The organism is Erysipelothrix anatis, from assembly GCF_009828745.1.
Classification (GTDB): Bacteria; Bacillota_I; Bacilli_A; order Erysipelotrichales; family Erysipelotrichaceae; genus Erysipelothrix; species Erysipelothrix anatis.
The window spans coordinates 25213-44377 of record NZ_WTSX01000011.1; the positions used below are offsets into that span (position 1 = coordinate 25213).

The 19165-nt window shown below is 36.3% G+C and carries 20 protein-coding genes and 1 tRNA gene; 15 read left to right on the forward strand and 6 right to left on the reverse strand.

The window, feature by feature from the left end; genetic code table 11:
* Window positions 1-167 precede the first annotated feature (167 nt).
* The 11 genes from GVV19_RS08360 to GVV19_RS08410 all read left to right on the forward strand — a co-directional run bounded on the left by GVV19_RS08360 (window position 168) and on the right by GVV19_RS08410 (window position 10268).
* Window positions 168-1322, forward strand: coding sequence for a hypothetical protein (locus GVV19_RS08360; protein ID WP_159647013.1), 1155 nt, complete (start codon window positions 168-170; stop codon window positions 1320-1322).
* Window positions 1323-1647: 325 nt separating this feature from the next.
* On the forward strand, window positions 1648-2253 hold the full coding sequence (locus GVV19_RS08365; protein ID WP_159634398.1) for a TetR/AcrR family transcriptional regulator: 606 nt from the start codon (window positions 1648-1650) through the stop codon (window positions 2251-2253).
* 16 nt (window positions 2254-2269) lie between these two features.
* Window positions 2270-2590, forward strand: a complete 321-nt coding sequence (locus tag GVV19_RS08370; protein WP_159647015.1) for a hypothetical protein — start codon at window positions 2270-2272, stop codon at window positions 2588-2590.
* Window positions 2577-4502, forward strand: coding sequence for a V-type ATP synthase subunit I (locus GVV19_RS08375; RefSeq protein ID WP_159647017.1), 1926 nt, complete (start codon window positions 2577-2579; stop codon window positions 4500-4502). Before GVV19_RS08370 ends, GVV19_RS08375 begins: the two co-directional genes overlap by 14 nt.
* 1 nt (window position 4503) lies before the next feature.
* A complete protein-coding gene (locus tag GVV19_RS08380; RefSeq protein WP_159634392.1) occupies window positions 4504-4983 on the forward strand; it encodes a V-type ATP synthase subunit K in 480 nt (159 codons plus the stop codon).
* The gene (locus GVV19_RS08385) at window positions 4983-5558 is read left to right on the forward strand and encodes a hypothetical protein (protein WP_159647019.1); all 576 of its coding nucleotides are present in this window, start codon (window positions 4983-4985) and stop codon (window positions 5556-5558) included. The genes GVV19_RS08380 and GVV19_RS08385 overlap by 1 nt, the downstream gene beginning before the upstream one ends.
* Entirely contained in the window at window positions 5548-6213 is a 666-nt protein-coding gene (locus GVV19_RS08390; RefSeq protein WP_159647021.1) for a hypothetical protein, read from the forward strand. The genes GVV19_RS08385 and GVV19_RS08390 overlap by 11 nt, the downstream gene beginning before the upstream one ends.
* Window positions 6203-6514, forward strand: a complete 312-nt coding sequence (locus GVV19_RS08395; RefSeq protein WP_159647023.1) for a V-type ATP synthase subunit F — start codon at window positions 6203-6205, stop codon at window positions 6512-6514. Before GVV19_RS08390 ends, GVV19_RS08395 begins: the two co-directional genes overlap by 11 nt.
* 11 nt (window positions 6515-6525) lie before the next feature.
* Window positions 6526-8292, forward strand: a complete 1767-nt coding sequence (locus tag GVV19_RS08400; RefSeq protein ID WP_159647025.1) for a V-type ATP synthase subunit A — start codon at window positions 6526-6528, stop codon at window positions 8290-8292.
* The gene (locus GVV19_RS08405) at window positions 8279-9652 is read left to right on the forward strand and encodes a V-type ATP synthase subunit B (RefSeq protein ID WP_268891707.1); all 1374 of its coding nucleotides are present in this window, start codon (window positions 8279-8281) and stop codon (window positions 9650-9652) included. The genes GVV19_RS08400 and GVV19_RS08405 overlap by 14 nt, the downstream gene beginning before the upstream one ends.
* A gap of 1 nt (window position 9653) precedes the next feature.
* Window positions 9654-10268 (forward strand): V-type ATP synthase subunit D, encoded by a 615-nt coding sequence (locus GVV19_RS08410; RefSeq protein WP_159647027.1) that lies wholly within the window; start codon window positions 9654-9656, stop codon window positions 10266-10268.
* Window positions 10269-10340: 72 nt separating this feature from the next.
* On the opposite strand, the gene GVV19_RS08415 is transcribed toward GVV19_RS08410, so the two are convergent.
* Both GVV19_RS08415 and GVV19_RS08420 read right to left on the reverse strand, forming a co-directional pair.
* Window positions 10341-10544 (reverse strand): cold-shock protein, encoded by a 204-nt coding sequence (locus GVV19_RS08415; RefSeq protein WP_159634380.1) that lies wholly within the window; start codon window positions 10542-10544, stop codon window positions 10341-10343.
* Between the two features lie 290 nt (window positions 10545-10834).
* Window positions 10835-11389 (reverse strand): hypothetical protein, encoded by a 555-nt coding sequence (locus tag GVV19_RS08420; RefSeq protein WP_159647029.1) that lies wholly within the window; start codon window positions 11387-11389, stop codon window positions 10835-10837.
* A gap of 220 nt (window positions 11390-11609) precedes the next feature.
* Here GVV19_RS08420 and GVV19_RS08425 point away from each other — a divergent pair, with 220 nt between their 5' ends.
* A complete protein-coding gene (locus GVV19_RS08425) occupies window positions 11610-12131 on the forward strand; it encodes a hypothetical protein (RefSeq protein WP_159647031.1) in 522 nt (173 codons plus the stop codon).
* Between the two features lie 636 nt (window positions 12132-12767).
* Here the strand turns inward: GVV19_RS08425 and GVV19_RS08430 are convergent.
* The 3 genes from GVV19_RS08430 to GVV19_RS08440 form a co-directional block, all read right to left on the reverse strand.
* Entirely contained in the window at window positions 12768-13214 is a 447-nt protein-coding gene (locus GVV19_RS08430) for a hypothetical protein (protein WP_159639716.1), read from the reverse strand.
* A gap of 13 nt (window positions 13215-13227) precedes the next feature.
* Complete coding sequence (locus GVV19_RS08435) at window positions 13228-14007, reverse strand: hypothetical protein (RefSeq protein WP_159639715.1); 780 nt, start codon at window positions 14005-14007, stop codon at window positions 13228-13230.
* Between the two features lie 198 nt (window positions 14008-14205).
* Complete coding sequence (locus GVV19_RS08440; protein ID WP_159647033.1) at window positions 14206-14856, reverse strand: hypothetical protein; 651 nt, start codon at window positions 14854-14856, stop codon at window positions 14206-14208.
* Window positions 14857-15637: 781 nt separating this feature from the next.
* Here GVV19_RS08440 and GVV19_RS08445 point away from each other — a divergent pair.
* Complete coding sequence (locus GVV19_RS08445) at window positions 15638-16384, forward strand: hypothetical protein (RefSeq protein ID WP_159647035.1); 747 nt, start codon at window positions 15638-15640, stop codon at window positions 16382-16384.
* Between the two features lie 368 nt (window positions 16385-16752).
* On the opposite strand, the gene GVV19_RS08450 is transcribed toward GVV19_RS08445, so the two are convergent.
* Window positions 16753-16826: transfer RNA gene (locus GVV19_RS08450), tRNA-Thr, on the reverse strand.
* A gap of 173 nt (window positions 16827-16999) precedes the next feature.
* Between GVV19_RS08450 and GVV19_RS08455 the strand changes: the two genes are divergently transcribed.
* Together GVV19_RS08455 and GVV19_RS08460 are read left to right on the forward strand one after the other, a co-directional pair.
* Entirely contained in the window at window positions 17000-17899 is a 900-nt protein-coding gene (locus tag GVV19_RS08455) for a nucleotidyltransferase family protein (protein WP_159647037.1), read from the forward strand.
* A gap of 64 nt (window positions 17900-17963) precedes the next feature.
* On the forward strand, window positions 17964-19163 hold the full coding sequence (locus GVV19_RS08460; RefSeq protein WP_159647039.1) for an MFS transporter: 1200 nt from the start codon (window positions 17964-17966) through the stop codon (window positions 19161-19163).
* The last annotated feature ends 2 nt before the right edge of the window (window positions 19164-19165 follow it).

The window sequence follows — 19165 nt, forward strand, 5'->3', positions numbered from 1 at the left end:
GCCTAAGCTAAAAACTCGCGAAGTGTTTCCAATGTATCACGGTAATGAAGAATGTAGTGGTGAGTTAGGAATGTGTGTGCGATATGTGTGAAATTCCTTGATAAACTATGTATATCAAGCAAAACAGATACTATTTAAAAGGCTTGTGAAACTCGGGGGGAAATAATATGAAGCACACGCTGCGAAAATTTCTGGTACTACTTTTAGTTTTAGGTGTTGTATCAGGATGTACAACATCTGGTAAATCGAAAAAGGTAGAGTTGCCAGAAGACAAATATGAATTGGTCTTTGCACTTGAAGGTGAGAAGATTGAATTACCAATGAAGTTCTCAGATTTTGAGGCCTTAGGTTGGAAACCAACTGATGATGCGTCAATCCAAATCAAACCAGATCGTAGAGAACTGATTACGTTCAAAAAAGATGATCTACAGGTTTCTGCAAGGGTTATAAATCCAAGTAACAGTGTTATCACAGCTAAAGAAGGATACATCTTTAGTTTAACGATGGAAGGAGCCTATCAGTCTGACGACAAAATAGCCAATGTCCAACTTTCTGGTGGGTTAAGTTTTGAATCGAAAAAAGAAGACATTATTGCGAAATTTGGAGAACCATCAGAAAGTCACGAAGGTAAAGACAAAGACTACGAATCTCTAACATATAATAAAGACAAATATGGAGACAGTGGTTACCGTTTTGTATTCATCAATTATGATGGTAAAGGCATGCGTTTAATCGAAATAAGTGTCTTTAATTCAGAATTAGACGATACCGTTATAAATGATATCAATGGTGAAGTTTCAAAAGACGCGCCAGCAATTCATGCTAAATATAAAACACCAAGTGCATTGGGTGAAAAGTGGAATAGCTTTACCATTAAAATAAATGATGTCGTTTATCATTTACCAGCACCAGTTCCTGAATTTGTGAAAAACTCATGGACACTAGTCTCAAATGACGAAGTCTTAGCATCTGGCGATAGTAAGTCTGGAGTAGATCTACGCTACGACAACTACACAACACGCATGGGTGTCTTGAACTACGATAACAATGCGAACTACTATTCAAACTCATTCGTTGTTAACTTTACATATGATAAAGATACAACACCACTAAAATTTGAATTACCAGGTGGTATTACTCAAGCATCAACAATTGAAGAGGTTGAAGCAGCATATGGTAAAGGAATTATTGATGATCGATCAAGTTACCGTACAGTTTTAGAGTATGGTGAATATAATGCGGGTATCTCATTCACATTCGATAAAGAAACAAATACAATGTCGAAAATGCGAATTACAAACGAAGTTAAAGAATTCAAATAAGAAAAAGCAGACTCCGGTCTGTTTTTTTTTGTCATTGATTCAAAGAAAAGCAATTTCAATATGAAAATGACGTGAAATGATTGTGGTGTTTCCGTGATATTTGGAAGGTTAAGGGTCTGTTAAGATTTCCGCAAAAAGGAGCATAGAGATTATCACTGAAATATAATATCGTCCCTTAAACAAGACATCTAAGAACGCTCGATGCACTCAAAAGATTAGATGATATTTTAAAGAATGGTCTTTGGAATCTTTGGAATATGATACAATTGACCTAATTGACTAATGGTCAATATTGAAATATAATCTAGAAAATTGGAGTGAAACTATGGCAGAACATAAATTACCGGAAGTAAGAAAGAAAGAAATCGTAGCAAAAGCCTATGAGCTTTTTACAGAGTATGGTGTGGACAAAACATCGATTACACAAATTGCGAAAGCAGTTGGTGTGGCCAAAGGTTTGTTGTACTACTACTTTAAATCCAAAGATGAAATTCTAGATGCAGTAGTCGATAGTCTGTGTGAAGAACAGGTATCCATTTTGAGTCAACGCTTATCCAATCATGGACACGACGTTTTAGATAAAATTTTGATTCTACTCGATACTTTCTATGAAATTCATCCATACTACGGGCTAAGACCAATCCATCCAAACCAAGAAGATGCTTATTTAATTACATCATTTCATGAACGTTATCTTAAGTTTGCGGAAAAGATTGTCGAGCAAATTATTGAAGAAGGTCAGGCTCAAGGATACTTTCAAATTCAACATCCAAAACTTATGTTCGTTGTAACGCTTGAAGGAATCTATGGGTTAACCAAAGTATACCCAATCAGTAAACGGGAAATTACTGATCTTGTCGAGCAGTCACTAGCGATACCACATAATGCGTTGTATGAACGCAGTGCCGAGGTATTGACCAGTTTTTCATAAGAGAGGGTGAAGATTATTGAATAAAAAAATAGAAGCGATAAGGACTGTCGAAAAGTCATATCAAGACACGATTGAAAGCCTATCCCAGGTTTATGACGATATTGTGAGTGACTACAGGCACAAGGCACAAGAAGACTGTGCCAAGCAACAGAAAGTGCAAACTGAGGTGCAAAAGCAACGCAATGCTCAAGCAGTTCACAATGCCAAGGCTCGAGGTCAGCTTTTGCATGCAAAGTCGCAAGAATCAGAAGCACAGATTACGGCATATTATGAAGCCAAAAAAGACGTTGCATTAAATTCAATCATTGAGGAGGTGTTTGAGTTTGGCGATTGTTAAAATGAGTGAATACAAACTCTTTGTAAATTCGGAAAATGTCGATCATATAATGAGCGAAATGCAAAAATTTCAAACAGTTATGTTTGCAGAAAATCCAGAAGTCTACGAAGGTTTCTCACACTATAACTCAACCTATGATTTCGACCGAAATCTTGAAAAACAAGAACATATTCAAACTGTATTAAAAAAAATCAAAGAACTTGATAAGAAAAATAAGAAGAAGGATCGTATGAACCAACTTGGCATCCAATCAATGTCATTGAGTGAACTCAATGCTGTCATTGAGGAACACAGTTTGGGTGCGATTACTGACTTATTCTTGGAATTTAATGAACACGATAAGAAAACTTTTAAGCAATTTATCCATCACAGTCCGATTCGTAAAGGATCACTAACAACACAAGAAATCCGTAGTTTAATTCAACAAAAACCGATTATTGGTAATGTTCCAGCGGAGAACGTATCTGCAATCCTTGATGAATTAAACCCGATTGATTCGTTGTATTATATGCATAAATTTGAAAAAGGTGACCACTATGGTGTCTTTGTTATCATTCCATCATCTGAGAACTTTGAAAGAGTATCAATTATTACAGAAAAATATGATATGGAATATCGATCATCCACATCACTTCATATCCAAGATATTGTCCAGAAGATGAAAAATACACTTCAAGATATTTTAGATAAACGGGAGAATGAATATGAGATTTTAACACAGGTAAGTCTCTATACGGAAATTCTCCAAGCACATTATGAAGCGCTACGAAATGAGGCACTTCGCGAAACTGAAAAATTGAAATTTCAAACATCATCTCACGTTACACTAATTCGGGGTTGGGTAGAGACAGATGACGAAGGTATCTTTCGAACCATGATTGATGCGGCAACGCAAGGGGCTTATGACTTAAGTCTCGAAGCGGCTCCGATTCATTCGCGTGAGGTCCCCATTAAATTGAGAAATAAACGGTTTGCTCGAGCATTCGAACCGATTACGAACATGTACTCTCAACCACAATATAATGAATTAGACCCAACACCGATCTTGGCACCGTTCTATGCATTTTTCTTCGGAATGATGCTGGCTGATGCTGGTTATGGTTTGGTAATGGCAATAATTTTATCAATTGTACTCAAAAGAATAACACTTAAACCAAGTGTGGAAAATATGGTTCGCCTCTTGCTGTACGTAAGTGTACCGACTATGTTTTGGGGTCTTATGTATGGCTCATTTTTTGGTGGTTTAATTCCACTGACACCAGTTATTGATATAAACAGTGAATACAACCGTGTGTTGATTATGGCGCTTATGTTTGGCGTTGTTCATTTATTCGTAGGATTAGGGGTAAAAGGGTATATCTATTACCGTGATTATAAAAAACGTTACATTTTATACGATGTCATTTTTTGGTACTTGACACTTTCAGGTGTGGGTATTTTTGTGACGCAACTCTTTACCGATGCTTATGTGGCTTATATGGGATATGCCCAAATTGCGATGCTCATCGGGATGGTTGGTATTGTCCTCACAAATGGGCGTAATGCAAAATCTCTTGGAGGTAAAGCCGCCGGAGGACTCTACAGTTTATATGGCCTTACCAATTACCTGGGTGATGTTGTTTCCTACTCTCGTTTAATGGCATTAGGATTAGCGGGCGCATCAATTGGTGTAGCTTTCAACATGATGGTTGATATGGTCAGTGGCATGGGCATTATCGGTGTTATTGCCGGAGTCATCATCTTTATCTTTGGCCATACCTTTAACTTATTAATAAGTGGCTTGAGTTCGTATGTTCACTCAGCACGACTTACATACGTCGAATTCTTCGGTAAATTCTTCATTGGTGGGGGAAAACCTTTTAAAAACTTTATTGAAGAACCAACATACATTAAATTAGAAAAGGAGTATTAATATGTCATTCATGCAATATTTTATGGAATACGGAGGCCTCATATTTGCGGTCTTAGGAATGGGGCTTGTCGTTGCAATTCCAGGATACAATAGTGGAAAAGGAGTCGGTATGGTTGGTGAAGCAACAACCGGTTTAATTGTTGATGAGCCAGAGAAATTTGGTAAGAGTCTTTTACTTCAAATGATGCCTGCTTCGCAAGGTTTGTATGGTTTTGTTATTGCAATCATGACGTTAAGCCGTTTGCACGTCGGGATGGGCTTACAAGAAGGCTTATACATCTTTATGGCATGTTTGCCAATGATTATTGTTGGTGGGCCTACCGCACTTGCACAAGCTCGTGTTGCCGTATCAGGTGTTCATCTGCTAGCGCGTAACGAAAATGAAATGACAAAGAATATCATTTATGCAGTTATGGTTGAAACTTACGCATTGTTAGCATTTGTATCATCAATTATTATCTTAAGTACGGTGACGTTCTAATGACTCAAACAGGATTTGAATTGATCTTAGCATCGATTCAAAAATCTGCAGATGCATCATTTCAAGAAACGGTAGAACAGGCTCATAAAGCAGGTCAAAAACTCTATGATCAGATGATTCAAGAAGGTAATGAACGCCAATCACTTCGACTTAAAAAAATTGAAGCGGAAGCCAAGCAACTTGAGAAACGAACATTTCGAAATATCGAGAAACATGAGCATGAGCGGGTTGAGAATCTCAAACATGAATTTGTGTCACGAATTTATGATGATGTGATTGCGACATTTGAAGCCTTAAGCCCAGAACAAACAATGCTCTTAATGAATAATGCTTTGAGCAAAGACGAAACGAAAAAACCTCGTATTTTGATCTGCGAAGCGCATTATCAAGTGTGTTTGGAAACATTTGGCCAAGGATACCAAGTTGTCTGTGATTCATCCATTCAAAATGGTTTTGTACTCAATTACGATAACTATGATGTGAATGTAGAGTACAAACAATATTTTGAGATGAATCGAGAATTATTCACGACAAAAATCTATCAAATTTTGTTTGGTGACCATCATGAATGCTAGTGTTTCAATGCTTAATGTGCTCCTGAATCGCGAAATCGCATCCTTAAATAAAGAAATTCAACGCGCATCAGGTCAAGAAGGACTCAATATGTATGCTGCCGATGCGATCATCAATGAGCATGTTTCGGATCTTAAAAGTATGCTTGTCCGTCACGGAATTGATGCACAGTATATCCAACTGATTACGCTAACCTATGATCTCGAGACCTCAAAAAAGGTTGATCAGCAACTTGACTACATGTTGCGTGAGGTATGCCAACAATCGTTTCACCTTAAAACAGCCAATCGCTACGCTGCAATGTTACTTGATTATGCGAATATACTTCGACATATGCAAAAGCAGGAAATTGATACAAGTGCAGTTGGCTTAATTCCAGCGGAAGCATACCAACGGTATGCTGATGTGAATCATTTATTGAGTCACAGTCCCTATCACACGACGATGCGTGCTGTAACGATCGATAACATCATGCGATGTTTTGATGAGACGGTATTTCATTTCTTTGATGATATGCTTAGAGATCTAACGACTGAAGATGCAACATTTGTACTGGCAATTCAGTATATGTTGCGCCTCAACAATCTTAAGATTTATCTAAAACGTCCGTACTTAGATACGCCGATTGAAAAATATATAAGGAGATATGATGCATAATATACTCTATCTTTCCTATGACGATGGCCACGCGCTACTTGAGAGTATGGGCATCGCAGTGTATCGCGTTAAACGTCATGAATCAATAGCACCATTACTACGCGAACTGAAACAAAACCAAAAAGAACTTATCCTTGTGGACGAAACGATTTATCGAGACCACAAAGAAGCCATTAACAATTATAATACCGACCCACTTTTAACCATCGTGATGTTATCGGATGGCGTTGGGTCCCATAAAGAAGCACAGAAGCGGCTCCACGAATCAATTGAACAAGCGATTGGAACGCTTAAAGTTTAGGAGGAATTAGTTTGAATTATGGAACAATAACCAAAGTATCAGGACCCTTAGTGGTCGCGAAAGATATCCCAAGTGCGCGCTTGTACGACACCGTTTATGTATCAGATAAGAATTTACTCGGTGAAATAATAGAAATACGTGGCAATAAAGCATCTATCCAAGTGTATGAGGAAACATCAGGCATCAAAATTGGTGAGCCAGTTGTTTCAACACATCGTCCACTCAGTATCGTTTTAGGACCAGGTATCTTGTCGCAAATTTTAGATGGGGTGGGACGAAATCTTGAAACGTATGCCAATAATGTTGGAGAATTTCTTGCCCGTGGCCTTCATTATGATGCCATCGATAAAACAAAAAAATGGGACTTCATCCCAAGAGTTGCCATCGCTGATTTTGTAACTGAAGGCGAGATTGTCGGATATGTCATGGAAAATGGCATTGAACATCGTATTATGGTTCCTCACGGATTAAAGGGTGAAGTCATCCATGTCTACCCAGGAATGAAGGATGTTACAGAACCCGTAGTTGTCATTAAAAACGAAGAAGGAAACCATGACATTGTGATGATGTCCTATTGGCCCATTCGAAAATCGCGTCCCTACTTGCAAAAAGAAATGCCGAATGAACCATTGATTACAGGACAACGAATTATTGATACGTTTTTTCCTGTAGCTAAAGGTGGAACGGCTTGTGTTCCAGGGCCCTTTGGGTCTGGAAAAACAGTTGTTCAACACCAGCTTGCGAAATGGTCCAACTCGGACATGGTTGTTTATATTGGATGTGGCGAACGTGGGAATGAAATTACAGATGTTTTGAATGAATTTCCACAACTTGAAGATCCCCGTACTAAAGAACCCCTTATGAATAAAACAATTCTTATTGCAAACACCTCGAATATGCCCGTAGCGGCACGAGAAGCATCAATCTATACAGGAATGACGATCGCTGAGTACTTCCGCGATATGGGCTACGATGTGTCGCTCATGGCTGATTCAACATCTCGGTGGGCAGAGGCTCTTCGAGAAATGAGTGGCCGATTAGAAGAAATGCCAGGAGATGAAGGGTATCCTGCATACTTAAGTTCACGGTTGGCTGATGTTTACGAACGTGCGGGAGTGGTCCAAACATTAAACAAACAACAAGGATCTGTGACAATGATTGGAGCTGTATCACCGGCTGGGGGAGATTTGTCAGAACCGGTAACACAAGCTACACTTCGAATTGTTAAGGTATTCTGGGCCTTAGACGCATCACTCGCTCACATGCGTCACTTTCCCGCTATCGATTGGCTTGAAAGTTACTCGCTATATCAAAAACCTACAGAACGGTTTTTGAAACAAAATGTTCATAAACATTTTGTAAAAAATCGTCAAGAAGCCTTGTCGATTCTTAAGGATGAGCAACAACTGTTAGAAATTGTTCAACTCGTAGGAAAAGATACGCTATCAGACCAAGACATCTTAAAATTGGAAATAGCACGCATGATACGCGAAGACTACTTACAACAAAATGCCTTCCAAGAAGAAGATACGTATACTTCCTATGAAAAGCAAGCCAATATGATGGTTGTCATTTTAGGATTCTATGCCCTTGCAAAAGAATATCTCATTCATGATCATATTCTAATTGGAGATATTACAAATATGGAGATACTCTACGATATTTCACGCATGAAATATCAACCAAGTGACAAAACACCAGAACTTTTAAAAATATTAGACGCAGCAGAAAAAGAATTTATGACATTAAAGGAAGGGGACAATCATGAAGGGTTATAAGAACATTAACGAAGTGGTTGGTCCGCTTCTCATTGTTGAAAATGTTGAAAATGTGCAGTTTGATGAACATGTGGAAATCATCATCGATAAACACGACCGTCGAATTGGACGTGTTCTTGAAATAGAGGATGACAAAGCAATTATTCAGCTGTATGAATCAAGTATGGGAATTCGTCCAGACGAAACACGGGTTCACTTCCAAGGGAAACCAATGAGTCTGAAAGTATCGGAAACGATGTTAGGTCGCGTTTTTGATGGAAAAGGCGTGATTCGTGACAATGGACCACTGTTACTTGGTGATGCGGAGCGAGACGTAAATGGACGTGTCATGAATCCGTTACTTCGCGAATATCCCAACCAATTTCTTCAAACAGGTATTTCATCAATTGATGTGCTTAATACCCTGGTTGTTGGACAAAAATTGCCGATTTTTTCTGGATCAGGTTTGCCACACAACGAACTTGCAGCTCAAATCGTACGTCAAGCCCAAGTCTTAGATGACGATGTTGATTTTGCAGTTGTTTTCTGTGCGATGGGAATTTCTTTTGAAGAGTCACGTTTCTTTGAAGATGAATTCCAAAGAACTGGAGCAATTGATCGAACAGTTATGTTTGTGAACCTTGCGAATGATCCAGCAATAGAACGAATTCTTGCACCACGCATGGCGATTACCACAGCAGAGTATCTCGCATTTGAAAAAGATATGCATGTCGTTTTAGTCATGAGTGATATGAACTACTATGCAGAATCGTTACGCGAGATTTCAGCATCGCGACGTGAAATTCCAGGACGTCGAGGGTATCCAGGATATATGTATACAGATCTTGCAACCCTCTATGAACGTGCAGGTAAACTAAAAAATAGAAATGGATCCATTACAATGATTCCAATCTTATCAATGCCAGAAGACGATAAGACACATCCAATTCCCGACTTGACGGGATACATCACTGAAGGACAAATCATTATGTCTCGTGATTTAAATCAACAAGATATTACACCACCCGTTGATGTTTTACCGAGCTTGAGCCGTCTCAAAGATAAAGGAATTGGTACAGGTAAAACCCGTGAAGATCATGCTGATGTAATGAATCAACTCTTTGCTTCCTATGCACGTGGTAAGGAAACGGCAGAGTTGGCAGCAATTCTTGGAGAAGGGTCACTCTCGAAAACCGACCGAAAATACCTAGAGTTTGCACGTCGTTTTGAGCGTGAGTTTATTGGTCAAGGATTTTATACAAATCGAAGCATAGAAGCGTCATTAGACCTGGGGTGGAATTTGCTTTCGATATTACCTAAAGCTGAGTTAAAACGTGTTCGTGATGTCTATCTTGATAAATACTATAAGAAAGTGGATTGATATGGCTCGTTTAAAAGTTAACCCAACACGGATGGAACTTAAAAATCTACAACGACGCTTGTTGATTGCAGAAAAAGGACACCGCTTATTGAAACAAAAGCAGGATGCCTTGATTCGTAATTTTATGGAGTATTATGAAGATGCATTAAGTCTTCGCAAGCAAGTTGACTATGAATTTGATGTTCTGAATCAAGAATATAATTACGCATCATTAGAATTAAGTAATCAAACTTTGAATGCGATATTAAGAAACAATCAATCATCACCAAGTTTAAAAATGGAATTTCAATCCGTTATGGGCATTGATATTCCACATTATGAACTGATTCAAGGGGAAGCACCAGCCAAAACAACTTCGGTGCTTCTAACGAATTCCCATGTTAATACGATGCAGGAAGAGGGCGCTCAGAGTCTTCAACGAATCGTAGATCTGGCATCCCTTGAGAAAAAATGTTTCATGCTGTCGGAAGAGATTAAATTAACGCGCCGTAGAGTTAATGCTCTCGAATATAAAACAATTCCAGATATCAAAGAAACAATTCGATACATTGAGTTGAAGATTGATGACCAAACACGAAGCCAACAAGCACGTGTGATGAAAGTCACAAATCGCTAAAAAAAATCAAGCGTCGCTTGATTCAAAGATAAATAAAAAAGGAGCCGAGGCTCCTTTTGTTGTATTCAGTTCTTATAAACCGCGTACGTTGTCAGCTTGTTTACCACGTTGACCTTCAACAATATCAAATGATACTGCTTGGCCTTCGTTTAATGTTTTGTAACCTTCTGAAACGATTGCAGAAAAATGTACGAATACTTCTTCGTTTGATCCGTCAACGATGATAAAGCCGAAGCCTTTTTCTGCGTTAAAGAATTTTACTTTTCCTGATTCCATAGAATAATACCTCCCTCTAAAATATGAAGCATGTAATAATAGCGTAAAGTATTATTGAATGTTTTGGTCATATTCTTTTTAAATATTATCACACTTTATCCCATGAGTAAAGATATGAATGCGGTTTCTTTTATAAAGTAAATAAGAATAAATGGTGGAGTTTGTTTAATTGGTCGCAATCGTACAGCATGAGATTGTTCGAACTTGCTTAAAACTAAACAAAAATGAACGGAAATAAATATTTATATCGATTACAAAATTATCCGCAATATATGATGTAAGGTGAAGTACTATTGGTTTAATACGATGATAAATCCCTTATCTCGTACATCTTCAACGAGGTCTTTCAAAGTGTCATCGCTCTCGTCAACCAAATCAGAAATGATGAGCTGGCTTGCGTTTTGTTGGAAATCAATTCCGACAAAATAGAATTCTTGTTTTTTGTGTCCGTATCGGTCATAAGTAACCTGAAAAACTTTACCTACCTTATTGGCACTTTGACTTACACCGATTTCTGTCATTGAAAAATCATTGATGTAACCATGTTGTTGTTTATATGTGTATCGATAATTTGCATAGTCATGTAGGTATGCATCGACTGTATCGATTGTGAGGCTTGTTGCATCAGGTGATGCAGATGCGGTGGTGTCAGGTGTAGGGGTAATAGTGTTCGAATCACTTGGCTTCCCGGAGTTTGTTTGCAGTGGTGTCTGAATGTGAGACTCTGTTACGTTGTGTTCTGGCAAAATTTTGAAAATGTAGATTCCCGACCCCATTATCACGATAATTAAAAGTAAAATGATTACGGATAAAAGTCCGATAACAATAGTATATTTTGATTTCATAATGTTCCCCTTTGTATTTGCGTATTATACATCATGGTGAAACATACATCGGAATAATGGCATGAATTACGTATCTTATGTCTTTAAAAAATGCATCTGATGCGTAAGTTATACCACTTAAAAACGTATGTTATACCACTCAAACAGATACCGTGTATTCATAAAAAAGACCTGTGATATATTTTTCTCATAAACCGAAAGGTTGAAGGAGAAAATGAAAATGAGTAAACTACTTAAACTGTTATGTATTTCCATTCTATCCACATTATTGATAATAGGAATAGCAATACCTGTGAGCGCGGATGAAGATATCATAAGAGCTGATGCCACAGTTGAGACTACAGAAATAGTCTTTATAACTCAAACGGAGATGGATCTAATAAATATGGAGTTGTTTGGAACAGACTTCAAAAGAATAAAAAGAGACAGATATGACTATCCGAAAAGAACTACCATCAGTTATGGTAGTTACAACGGGTCATCGGTATATTCAATGGCTGCTGGAATGGCCGCTAGTCTTCTAACATTTGGTAATCCAATACCAGCACTATTAGGTTTTTCAGCTGCAGTATATCAAAGAGTTTCGTACGGGACTGATTTGTACTATACCATCACGAGAACTCAATCAAGAGTTGACGGCGTAACAAGGTTAAAAGCTAAAATCGATGTCTATCGAAATGCTGATTATTCTGTTTGGGTTTATGGTACAACTCTTACACGTGAGTATACTATTAATGACTGATTTCAAAAATCTCACAGGATCCTCTTATGCAATTGTAATTGTAAATCTACTCTTCGGAATACTCTTTAAATACAAATCAATAGATGTAGATATTGCATCATTTATGATTATTTTTCTAATCTTATTAATAGACATAAGAAGTCAATCAAAAGAGAGGAAATCAAACAAAACATATCGAAAACTCATTCCTATAATTCTATTTTTACTGGTTGTTATATGGAAAAGTGTGTTTATTCCTTTCCCCTATGTATAAGAAATAGACGTTATACAATTATCTATGCCCTAAATCTATCGCCTAGTTTCTTATATTGATAATGTTTAGCTTCTGATTTTATACTGAGTTGTTTGCGACATTTATGAACGAGATTATCTGAAAAGTAAAAATCTAATTCATTATTTTTTCGAATTACTGAAGCAATATCATTAAAAAACTTCTGATTTAGCTAAAATCAGAAGTTGCTTTTCTTTGAATGGTGGCACCCCTATTAACATAATCGAACTTTGTGCCGATTGTGTAAAGGGTCTTGATTAGTTTCTGTTCAAATACGCTTAAGTAATTGAACTTTGCATTATAATTATGGCACTATTTCATAGCGATGACAAGCACCATTTGTAATAAAGTGGCTTGTCATCTGTTTAATAAAAGGAAAAAACAAAACTAATTCTTTCATTGCTCTCATCAACAATAATTAACAATTTGTCATTTTTATTAGGAACTAATGCTAAATATAAATTGTCCAAAGTATTTAAATACTCGATTATCTCAGTATTTTTAATTTTAAATATTTCTTCACTTATATCACTAGGAAAACTTAATATAGATTTTGGGTTAGTTATACTAATATCGCTGTCTTTTAAAAAATCAGTAACATACTCTTTATAATCTGGAGATAGTCTATAAACATAGCAGTCAACACCATCACCATGTATGCCTCGTTCTTTATCAGAATAGCTATATAATAACTCTGAAGTAGGCTTAAGTAAATTCCACTGATTAAATCGCATTGTTTCATTGCTTTGGTTACATGCAGAAAGTGATAAAAGTAAAAAAAATGCTGTAAGTTTTATAAATGATTTTTTCATATTAAATTATTTCTTATTTATATTGTTGAATTCTTACGTTGTATGGAACAATTGCTCCATAATATTGAGCATTATACATAGCTCGAACTGCCACCCCTGCTAATCCTCCATAATTATCCTCGTATGCAAAATCATAATAATCAGATATTACTAATAATTTATTTGATGCGGTGTACGTATAATTAAAACGATGGATTGCATAATACAAATCCATATTTGAGTTTGATCCTGTAAATGATGACGACCCACTGTGGTTTTTTGTAGAAACTAAATTATTAAAAAAATCTGAACTTCGTACTTTTGAACCATTCGTTGGATAGTAAGTATTATTTTTTGATTTATTGACAGTAGCATATGTTAATAATTCAGCTGACAAATTATACCCCTTGTTTTTAAAATAAGCAATTATTAAAGCGGCATTTGATTTTCCTGTAGCATATCCTTGCTGTTGTATTTCATCGTCATACTGCGAAGAACGTCGAAATCCACTTTCGATTGTTTTATCTTCTTCTGGAACTTCTACATAGTTTAATAATTCTGATAAAGATTCAATCATTTGCGTAAGTTGAATTTTCTTTTCAAAATCAGACGTTATCGACAATTCGTATTTTATTTCGGTGGTGTAATTTATTAATTCTTGAATAATTTCTTCATTTGATAACTCTTCTTTTATATCTGCTATTGTGACTTCATATAATCCTGGTTGTTCTTCAGCACTTACAGGAACTATCAAACACAATGCCATCATACAAGATAAAATTGATACACTAACTAATTTCAAAATCTTTTTCATTGGTTATACCTCCTTGATTTGAAAAAGAAATCCTTATTCAGTTTTTAAATATTTGTATTCCTTTCTATGGCTATATTACTGTCATTATATCAATTTCAAGAAAGAAGTAAACGCTTTCATTTTCCGATAAACTTGTTATCCAATAAAAAATATTCGTCGCTTGAACAATTCGAAGACATTATTACTTATATTCAGTATCTATAACATACTTTTTCTCATATTTACAGACACTTCGATTACGACTTTTTTGATGTGCTTCTTTTTTTGAACGATCGACAAATGAAACCAGTCTATAGGCAGATTTGATTTAGATGCTAACTCTTGGAGATACAGCCTACGAGATTGGCTAATGAACTTCTTTTCAATTCTATATGCATTCTTACTGATTTGTTCTTCTTCGTACAATTCTTGAACTATTTTTTCTTTTTGCTGAATTTTCTTAAATTCTTTTTTAGCTTCTTCCGAAAGAGTTTTGTTGGTTCTCACTAATATTTCTGTTGTAATCTCAAAGCCTAATTCATCATCAAGTTTTATTTCACTATATCTTTTTAAACACTTTGAGCATAGGTAGTAGCGACATCCTTTTGATGATTTATCGTTAATACAAATATTGTCACAATCAAAACATCGTACTTTTTGATAATAGAGGTGTTTAGTTGATTTCTTACTATTGTGTTTTCTTGTACCTAATAGCTTAATAGCTTTCTCTCTTAATTCTACACTAACCAAAGGTGGGGCTACTTTATAGAATGTTTTATCCAAGTCTTTTCTATAATCCATTCCTATGTACACTGTATTCTCTAGAATTCGACGAACACTATGTACATTCCAATTTAGTTTTCCATTCATATATCCATTAATTCTTAATTACTCGACAACTTTTAGTATAGACATACCATCTTCTACATACAGATTATGGATTAGTTTAACAACCATTGATTCATCGTCATTAATGTATAACATATGGAAGGCTATTACAAACGCGTAAATGTAGATGTAGAGTTAATATATAATGCAAGCGGCAAAATACACTTGCTCGCTATGTACTGGGGTGATAAGCGCTTTGAGATAACTGAATTTGAATCTAGATCTTTCGTGAAGAGCCAAACTGGATACACATGCGAAATGTACCTCGCAACGATTGATGGCAAACAGAAGAAGATTTACTTCTCTGAGGGATTGTTCTTTGTAGAGATTGTAAGATAAAAGACATGTTAAATCATGTCTTTTATCTGTTGAAATAGATTTTCGGAGTGATGATGATTTTCTGATTATTTCCTTATCCGAGTTTTTCTTATTAATTTTTCTGGTTTAGTGATGTAGTGAAAATAGCATTTGTACGGTTTTAAATAAATGAAAACAATAAAAAACGCACTATACAGTGCGTATTATTTATATATGGCAGGGGTAGCACAACTCAAATGATCGGTGGGGGTCATTTGAAAAGAATCGTATCTCAGGGGGTGGGATACGATTTCTTTATGATATAATTTATGTGCAAGCATTTTTGTTCTTGTTTTTTTTGCGTTTTAGACATCAAATACAACATTTTAATCAAGTATACTATTTCACAAATAACACATATGTTACGTTTTTCCTATAAACCGAAAGGTAGAAGGAGAAAATGAAAATGAATAAATTATTTAAGATGTTTAGTGTTTCCGTTTTATCTCTTTTGATGTTTATGGTTGTAGTTGTGCCAGTTAATGCGGAAGGGTCGCGTAATATAACTGATGATGATATGGAGTTATTAGTAAATACAGTTTTTACTCCAAACAGTGAGCGATTGTATGAAGAACTTGATAGTGATGAAATAATAATGATTTTAGAACAGTACGTGATTTATAAAAAGAACATGAAATCAGATTATACGATAAACATAGCTTCATTAGACGAGTCAAATTTGATAACGAAACAGCGAAGTAAAAGAGCGATAACTGAAACATATGTTTCTCTTCCTTCAGGGAAGTATTCAGCAACGACATATTGGGAAGTCAAAACAAGGGGGTATGGTCAACAAGTTACAACTTTATACTTAACCGCATCACTTGCAAGTAAATATGTTGCTCAAAACCAATCATCTGGATCAGAAACTGCCTTAAAATATTTATTTGACCTTGCGTTTTCTGCAATCCCCAAATATGGACCAGTTATCTCAGTTGCGCTGGCGGTGGTAGATGTCTTAGATGCACACTTTTATAGTCAAATTGCCAATTTATCCACTAATGGAAATCCTGTTGAAATTCGTCTAAGTAGAAGTAGTCAAGGTTCAAGTCGAACGGTATTAGGTTGGAATGGTCGTACTGTTCGTTCAAGAAATGGGTCAAGTGGGAATGCACATGTCACAACAACTATTCATTGGAGTAGTTCGAAGTAATGAAAAGTAAATTGATTGTGCTTGAAATACTCATACTAGTAGGGAATTCATCAATAATTTGGCTACTATTTTTAGCCAACTTAAAAGGGATGATTCCTCATTATATAGCAATTGCTGTTATTTGTATCACCGGCATCGAATATAAACTACTAAATGACATAGTTCGAAAATAAATCTTTTAGTTAATTTGCGAAGCTAACTTGATGAGCACCAAGGTTCAATATACTAAAGACACGAGAAATCGTGTCTTTAGTATATTGAACCATTGAAGTTGAAAAAATGCAGAATAGTAAAAGATGTATCCCCACTGTATCCCCAAGTCAATAAAATCATTAAAAAACCCACTAAATAGTGGGTTAATTTCTATATGGTGCCGCCACCGAGAATCGAACTCGGAACTGAGCATTACCATTGCTCTATTTTACCATTGAACTATGGCGGCATGTGCATTTCAATGATACTCAAATTAACAATAAAAAGCAAGATGAGAAATAAACAAAAAAAATGAAGTTTCGTGATTGACCGAAAAGACAATGATTCACGAGTCAAAAACAAAATACTATAAGAATCAAAAGTTGAACTATGATACAATGAACAAGACAATAGGAGGATACTATGAAAGATCTAACTTTAGTAATTCTAGCAGCCGGAATGGGAAGCCGTTACGGTGGGTTAAAGCAAATTGATAAATTTGGTGCAAGTGGTGAAGCTATCATTGATTTCTCAATCTACGATGCAATCCAAGCAGGATTCAAAAAATTAGTACTAATCATTCGAGAAGAACACAAAGATATTTTTGAAGAAGTTCTCGTATCGAAAGTACGCCCACATATCGAAGTTGAATATGCATTCCAAAACATTACGGATGTTCCAGAATGGTTTGAAGGTGTTGAAGGCCGTGAAAAACCATGGGGAACAACACATGCGCTCCTTGCAGCACGTAATACCGTGAATACACCGTTTGTCATTATCAATGCTGATGACTATTATGGTAAACACGCATTTGTTGAAATGGCGCGTTTCCTCAACGAAGAAGTTACAGATACAAACGCATCCATGATGGGTTACATCGTGGACAATACAATTACCGATAATGGAACAGTAACACGTGGTGTATGCCAAAACGAAGGTGGATACCTAACAGATATCGTCGAAGTTGATGGAATTCGTCGTACTGAAGCGGGTGTTGTTGGTGGTGACGATCAACATCTTATTGCAGATGGAACACAAGTATCTATGAACTTCTGGGGCTTTACACCGGCTATCTTTGAAATGATGGAAGGCAAATTCGAAACATTCCTCAAAGATGAAGTTGCTTCAAATCCAATGAAATCAGAAGCGCTACTTCCAAATGACGTTGGAGCATTAATTAAAGAAGGCAAACTCAAAGTTCGTATTCTTGACACCCCAGATCGTTGGTTTGGTGTTACTTACCAAGATGACAAGCCAATGGTACTAAAACAATTTGAAACATTCCAATCAGATGGAACATACCCATCCGATTTATGGAAATAGACAAAACACATAAAAACATCTAAACTAAAGTAGGCAATTGCCTACTTTTAATTATGGAGGGCTTATGCGCGGATTTATTGAAAAACATAAAATGACAATATTTATTGTCTTAAACTTAATACTAACGGTGGGAATGAACTTAGCACACCCCGTCACACCATCCTTGCTAAAAGATTTAAACCTACCCCCACATGTATTTGGTGTTTCGTTTGCAGCGATGTGTACGACCAACTTTATTTTTGCGCTGATATGGTCGAATATGGCTCATAGTATGAAGAAGTCTAAAATACTGGCGATTTCATCAATTGGTTACGCGTTAGCGCAAATCCTCTTTGGTATTGCGCATACCGAAGTTGAAATTTATATTGCGCGGTTGATTAGTGGCGTCTTTGCTGGAGGGTTCCAAGTCGGGTTTATGAGCTATATTGTCAACAATGCAAAGGTTGAGGAACAGGCTCACTATATAACGATATCATCCGTTATTGTAAGTGTTGGTGCAGCACTTGGATTCTTTATCGGTGGATTCTTGGGAGATGTTGATGTTCGAATGACATTTATGATTCAAGCAGCTATGCATATAATTTTGGGGATTCTTGTTTACATTATTCTTGTGCCGACAGAAGTGTTTGAGGAACGTAAAATTGATACTCGTAATGTCCTCAAAGAATCGAATCCAATCAAGATTGTCAATAACTCCAAACACTTAATGATTGGTTTTATGATTCCACTATTGGTCACGGTTTTTATTACATCGATTGGATCAACATTGTTTGATCAAAGTTTTAATTATTATATAAAAGATATTTTTAATTTTGCACCAAGTCAAAACGGGATTATCAAATTTATTACGGGATTGTTTGCGGTGGTCCTCAATATTATTTTAATCCGACGGAAACAAGTTTTTGGTCGCGTGTTCTTACGCAATCTCTTCATTGGGATGGCGACGCTAGCTGCGATTGTAGCGTGGTTACCAACAGAATCAGGATTTGTTGGTGTTTCATTACTATGGTTCGGGGCCTATACAGTCATGATTCCAGCACTGCAGAATGCAGTTTTATCGAAGAAACAAAATGCAACCGAAGGAAATCAATTAGCAGGCTTGTATAATGCTTTGATGATGTTTGGGAAAATCTTTGGGGCGCTTGTAACGAGTGTTGTCTATACGATTAATCCAATTTTAAGTTTTGTAGTTTCGGGTCTGTTATTCTTGATCGCCTTTGTGATTATTGCAATGGCTAAAGAAACGCCCACAATACAACACTAAAA

Bases quoted from the DNA above. Each gene is read 5' to 3' on its own strand.
- GVV19_RS08360 (WP_159647013.1), top strand. From the start codon at position 168: ATGAAGCACACGCTGCGAAAATTTCTGGTACTACTTTTAGTTTTAGGT.
- GVV19_RS08365 (WP_159634398.1), top strand. From the start codon at position 1,648: ATGGCAGAACATAAATTACCGGAAGTAAGAAAGAAAGAAATCGTAGCA.
- GVV19_RS08380 (WP_159634392.1), top strand. From the start codon at position 4,504: ATGTCATTCATGCAATATTTTATGGAATACGGAGGCCTCATATTTGCG.
- GVV19_RS08385 (WP_159647019.1), top strand. From the start codon at position 4,983: ATGACTCAAACAGGATTTGAATTGATCTTAGCATCGATTCAAAAATCT.
- GVV19_RS08390 (WP_159647021.1), top strand. From the start codon at position 5,548: ATGAATGCTAGTGTTTCAATGCTTAATGTGCTCCTGAATCGCGAAATC.
- GVV19_RS08395 (WP_159647023.1), top strand. From the start codon at position 6,203: ATGATGCATAATATACTCTATCTTTCCTATGACGATGGCCACGCGCTA.
- GVV19_RS08405 (WP_268891707.1), top strand. From the start codon at position 8,279: ATGAAGGGTTATAAGAACATTAACGAAGTGGTTGGTCCGCTTCTCATT.
- GVV19_RS08410 (WP_159647027.1), top strand. From the start codon at position 9,654: ATGGCTCGTTTAAAAGTTAACCCAACACGGATGGAACTTAAAAATCTA.
- GVV19_RS08415 (WP_159634380.1), bottom strand. From the start codon at position 10,544: ATGGAATCAGGAAAAGTAAAATTCTTTAACGCAGAAAAAGGCTTCGGC.
- GVV19_RS08420 (WP_159647029.1), bottom strand. From the start codon at position 11,389: ATGAAATCAAAATATACTATTGTTATCGGACTTTTATCCGTAATCATT.
- GVV19_RS08425 (WP_159647031.1), top strand. From the start codon at position 11,610: ATGAGTAAACTACTTAAACTGTTATGTATTTCCATTCTATCCACATTA.
- GVV19_RS08430 (WP_159639716.1), bottom strand. From the start codon at position 13,214: ATGAAAAAATCATTTATAAAACTTACAGCATTTTTTTTACTTTTATCA.
- GVV19_RS08435 (WP_159639715.1), bottom strand. From the start codon at position 14,007: ATGAAAAAGATTTTGAAATTAGTTAGTGTATCAATTTTATCTTGTATG.
- GVV19_RS08440 (WP_159647033.1), bottom strand. From the start codon at position 14,856: ATGAATGGAAAACTAAATTGGAATGTACATAGTGTTCGTCGAATTCTA.
- GVV19_RS08445 (WP_159647035.1), top strand. From the start codon at position 15,638: ATGAATAAATTATTTAAGATGTTTAGTGTTTCCGTTTTATCTCTTTTG.
- GVV19_RS08455 (WP_159647037.1), top strand. From the start codon at position 17,000: ATGAAAGATCTAACTTTAGTAATTCTAGCAGCCGGAATGGGAAGCCGT.
- GVV19_RS08460 (WP_159647039.1), top strand. From the start codon at position 17,964: ATGCGCGGATTTATTGAAAAACATAAAATGACAATATTTATTGTCTTA.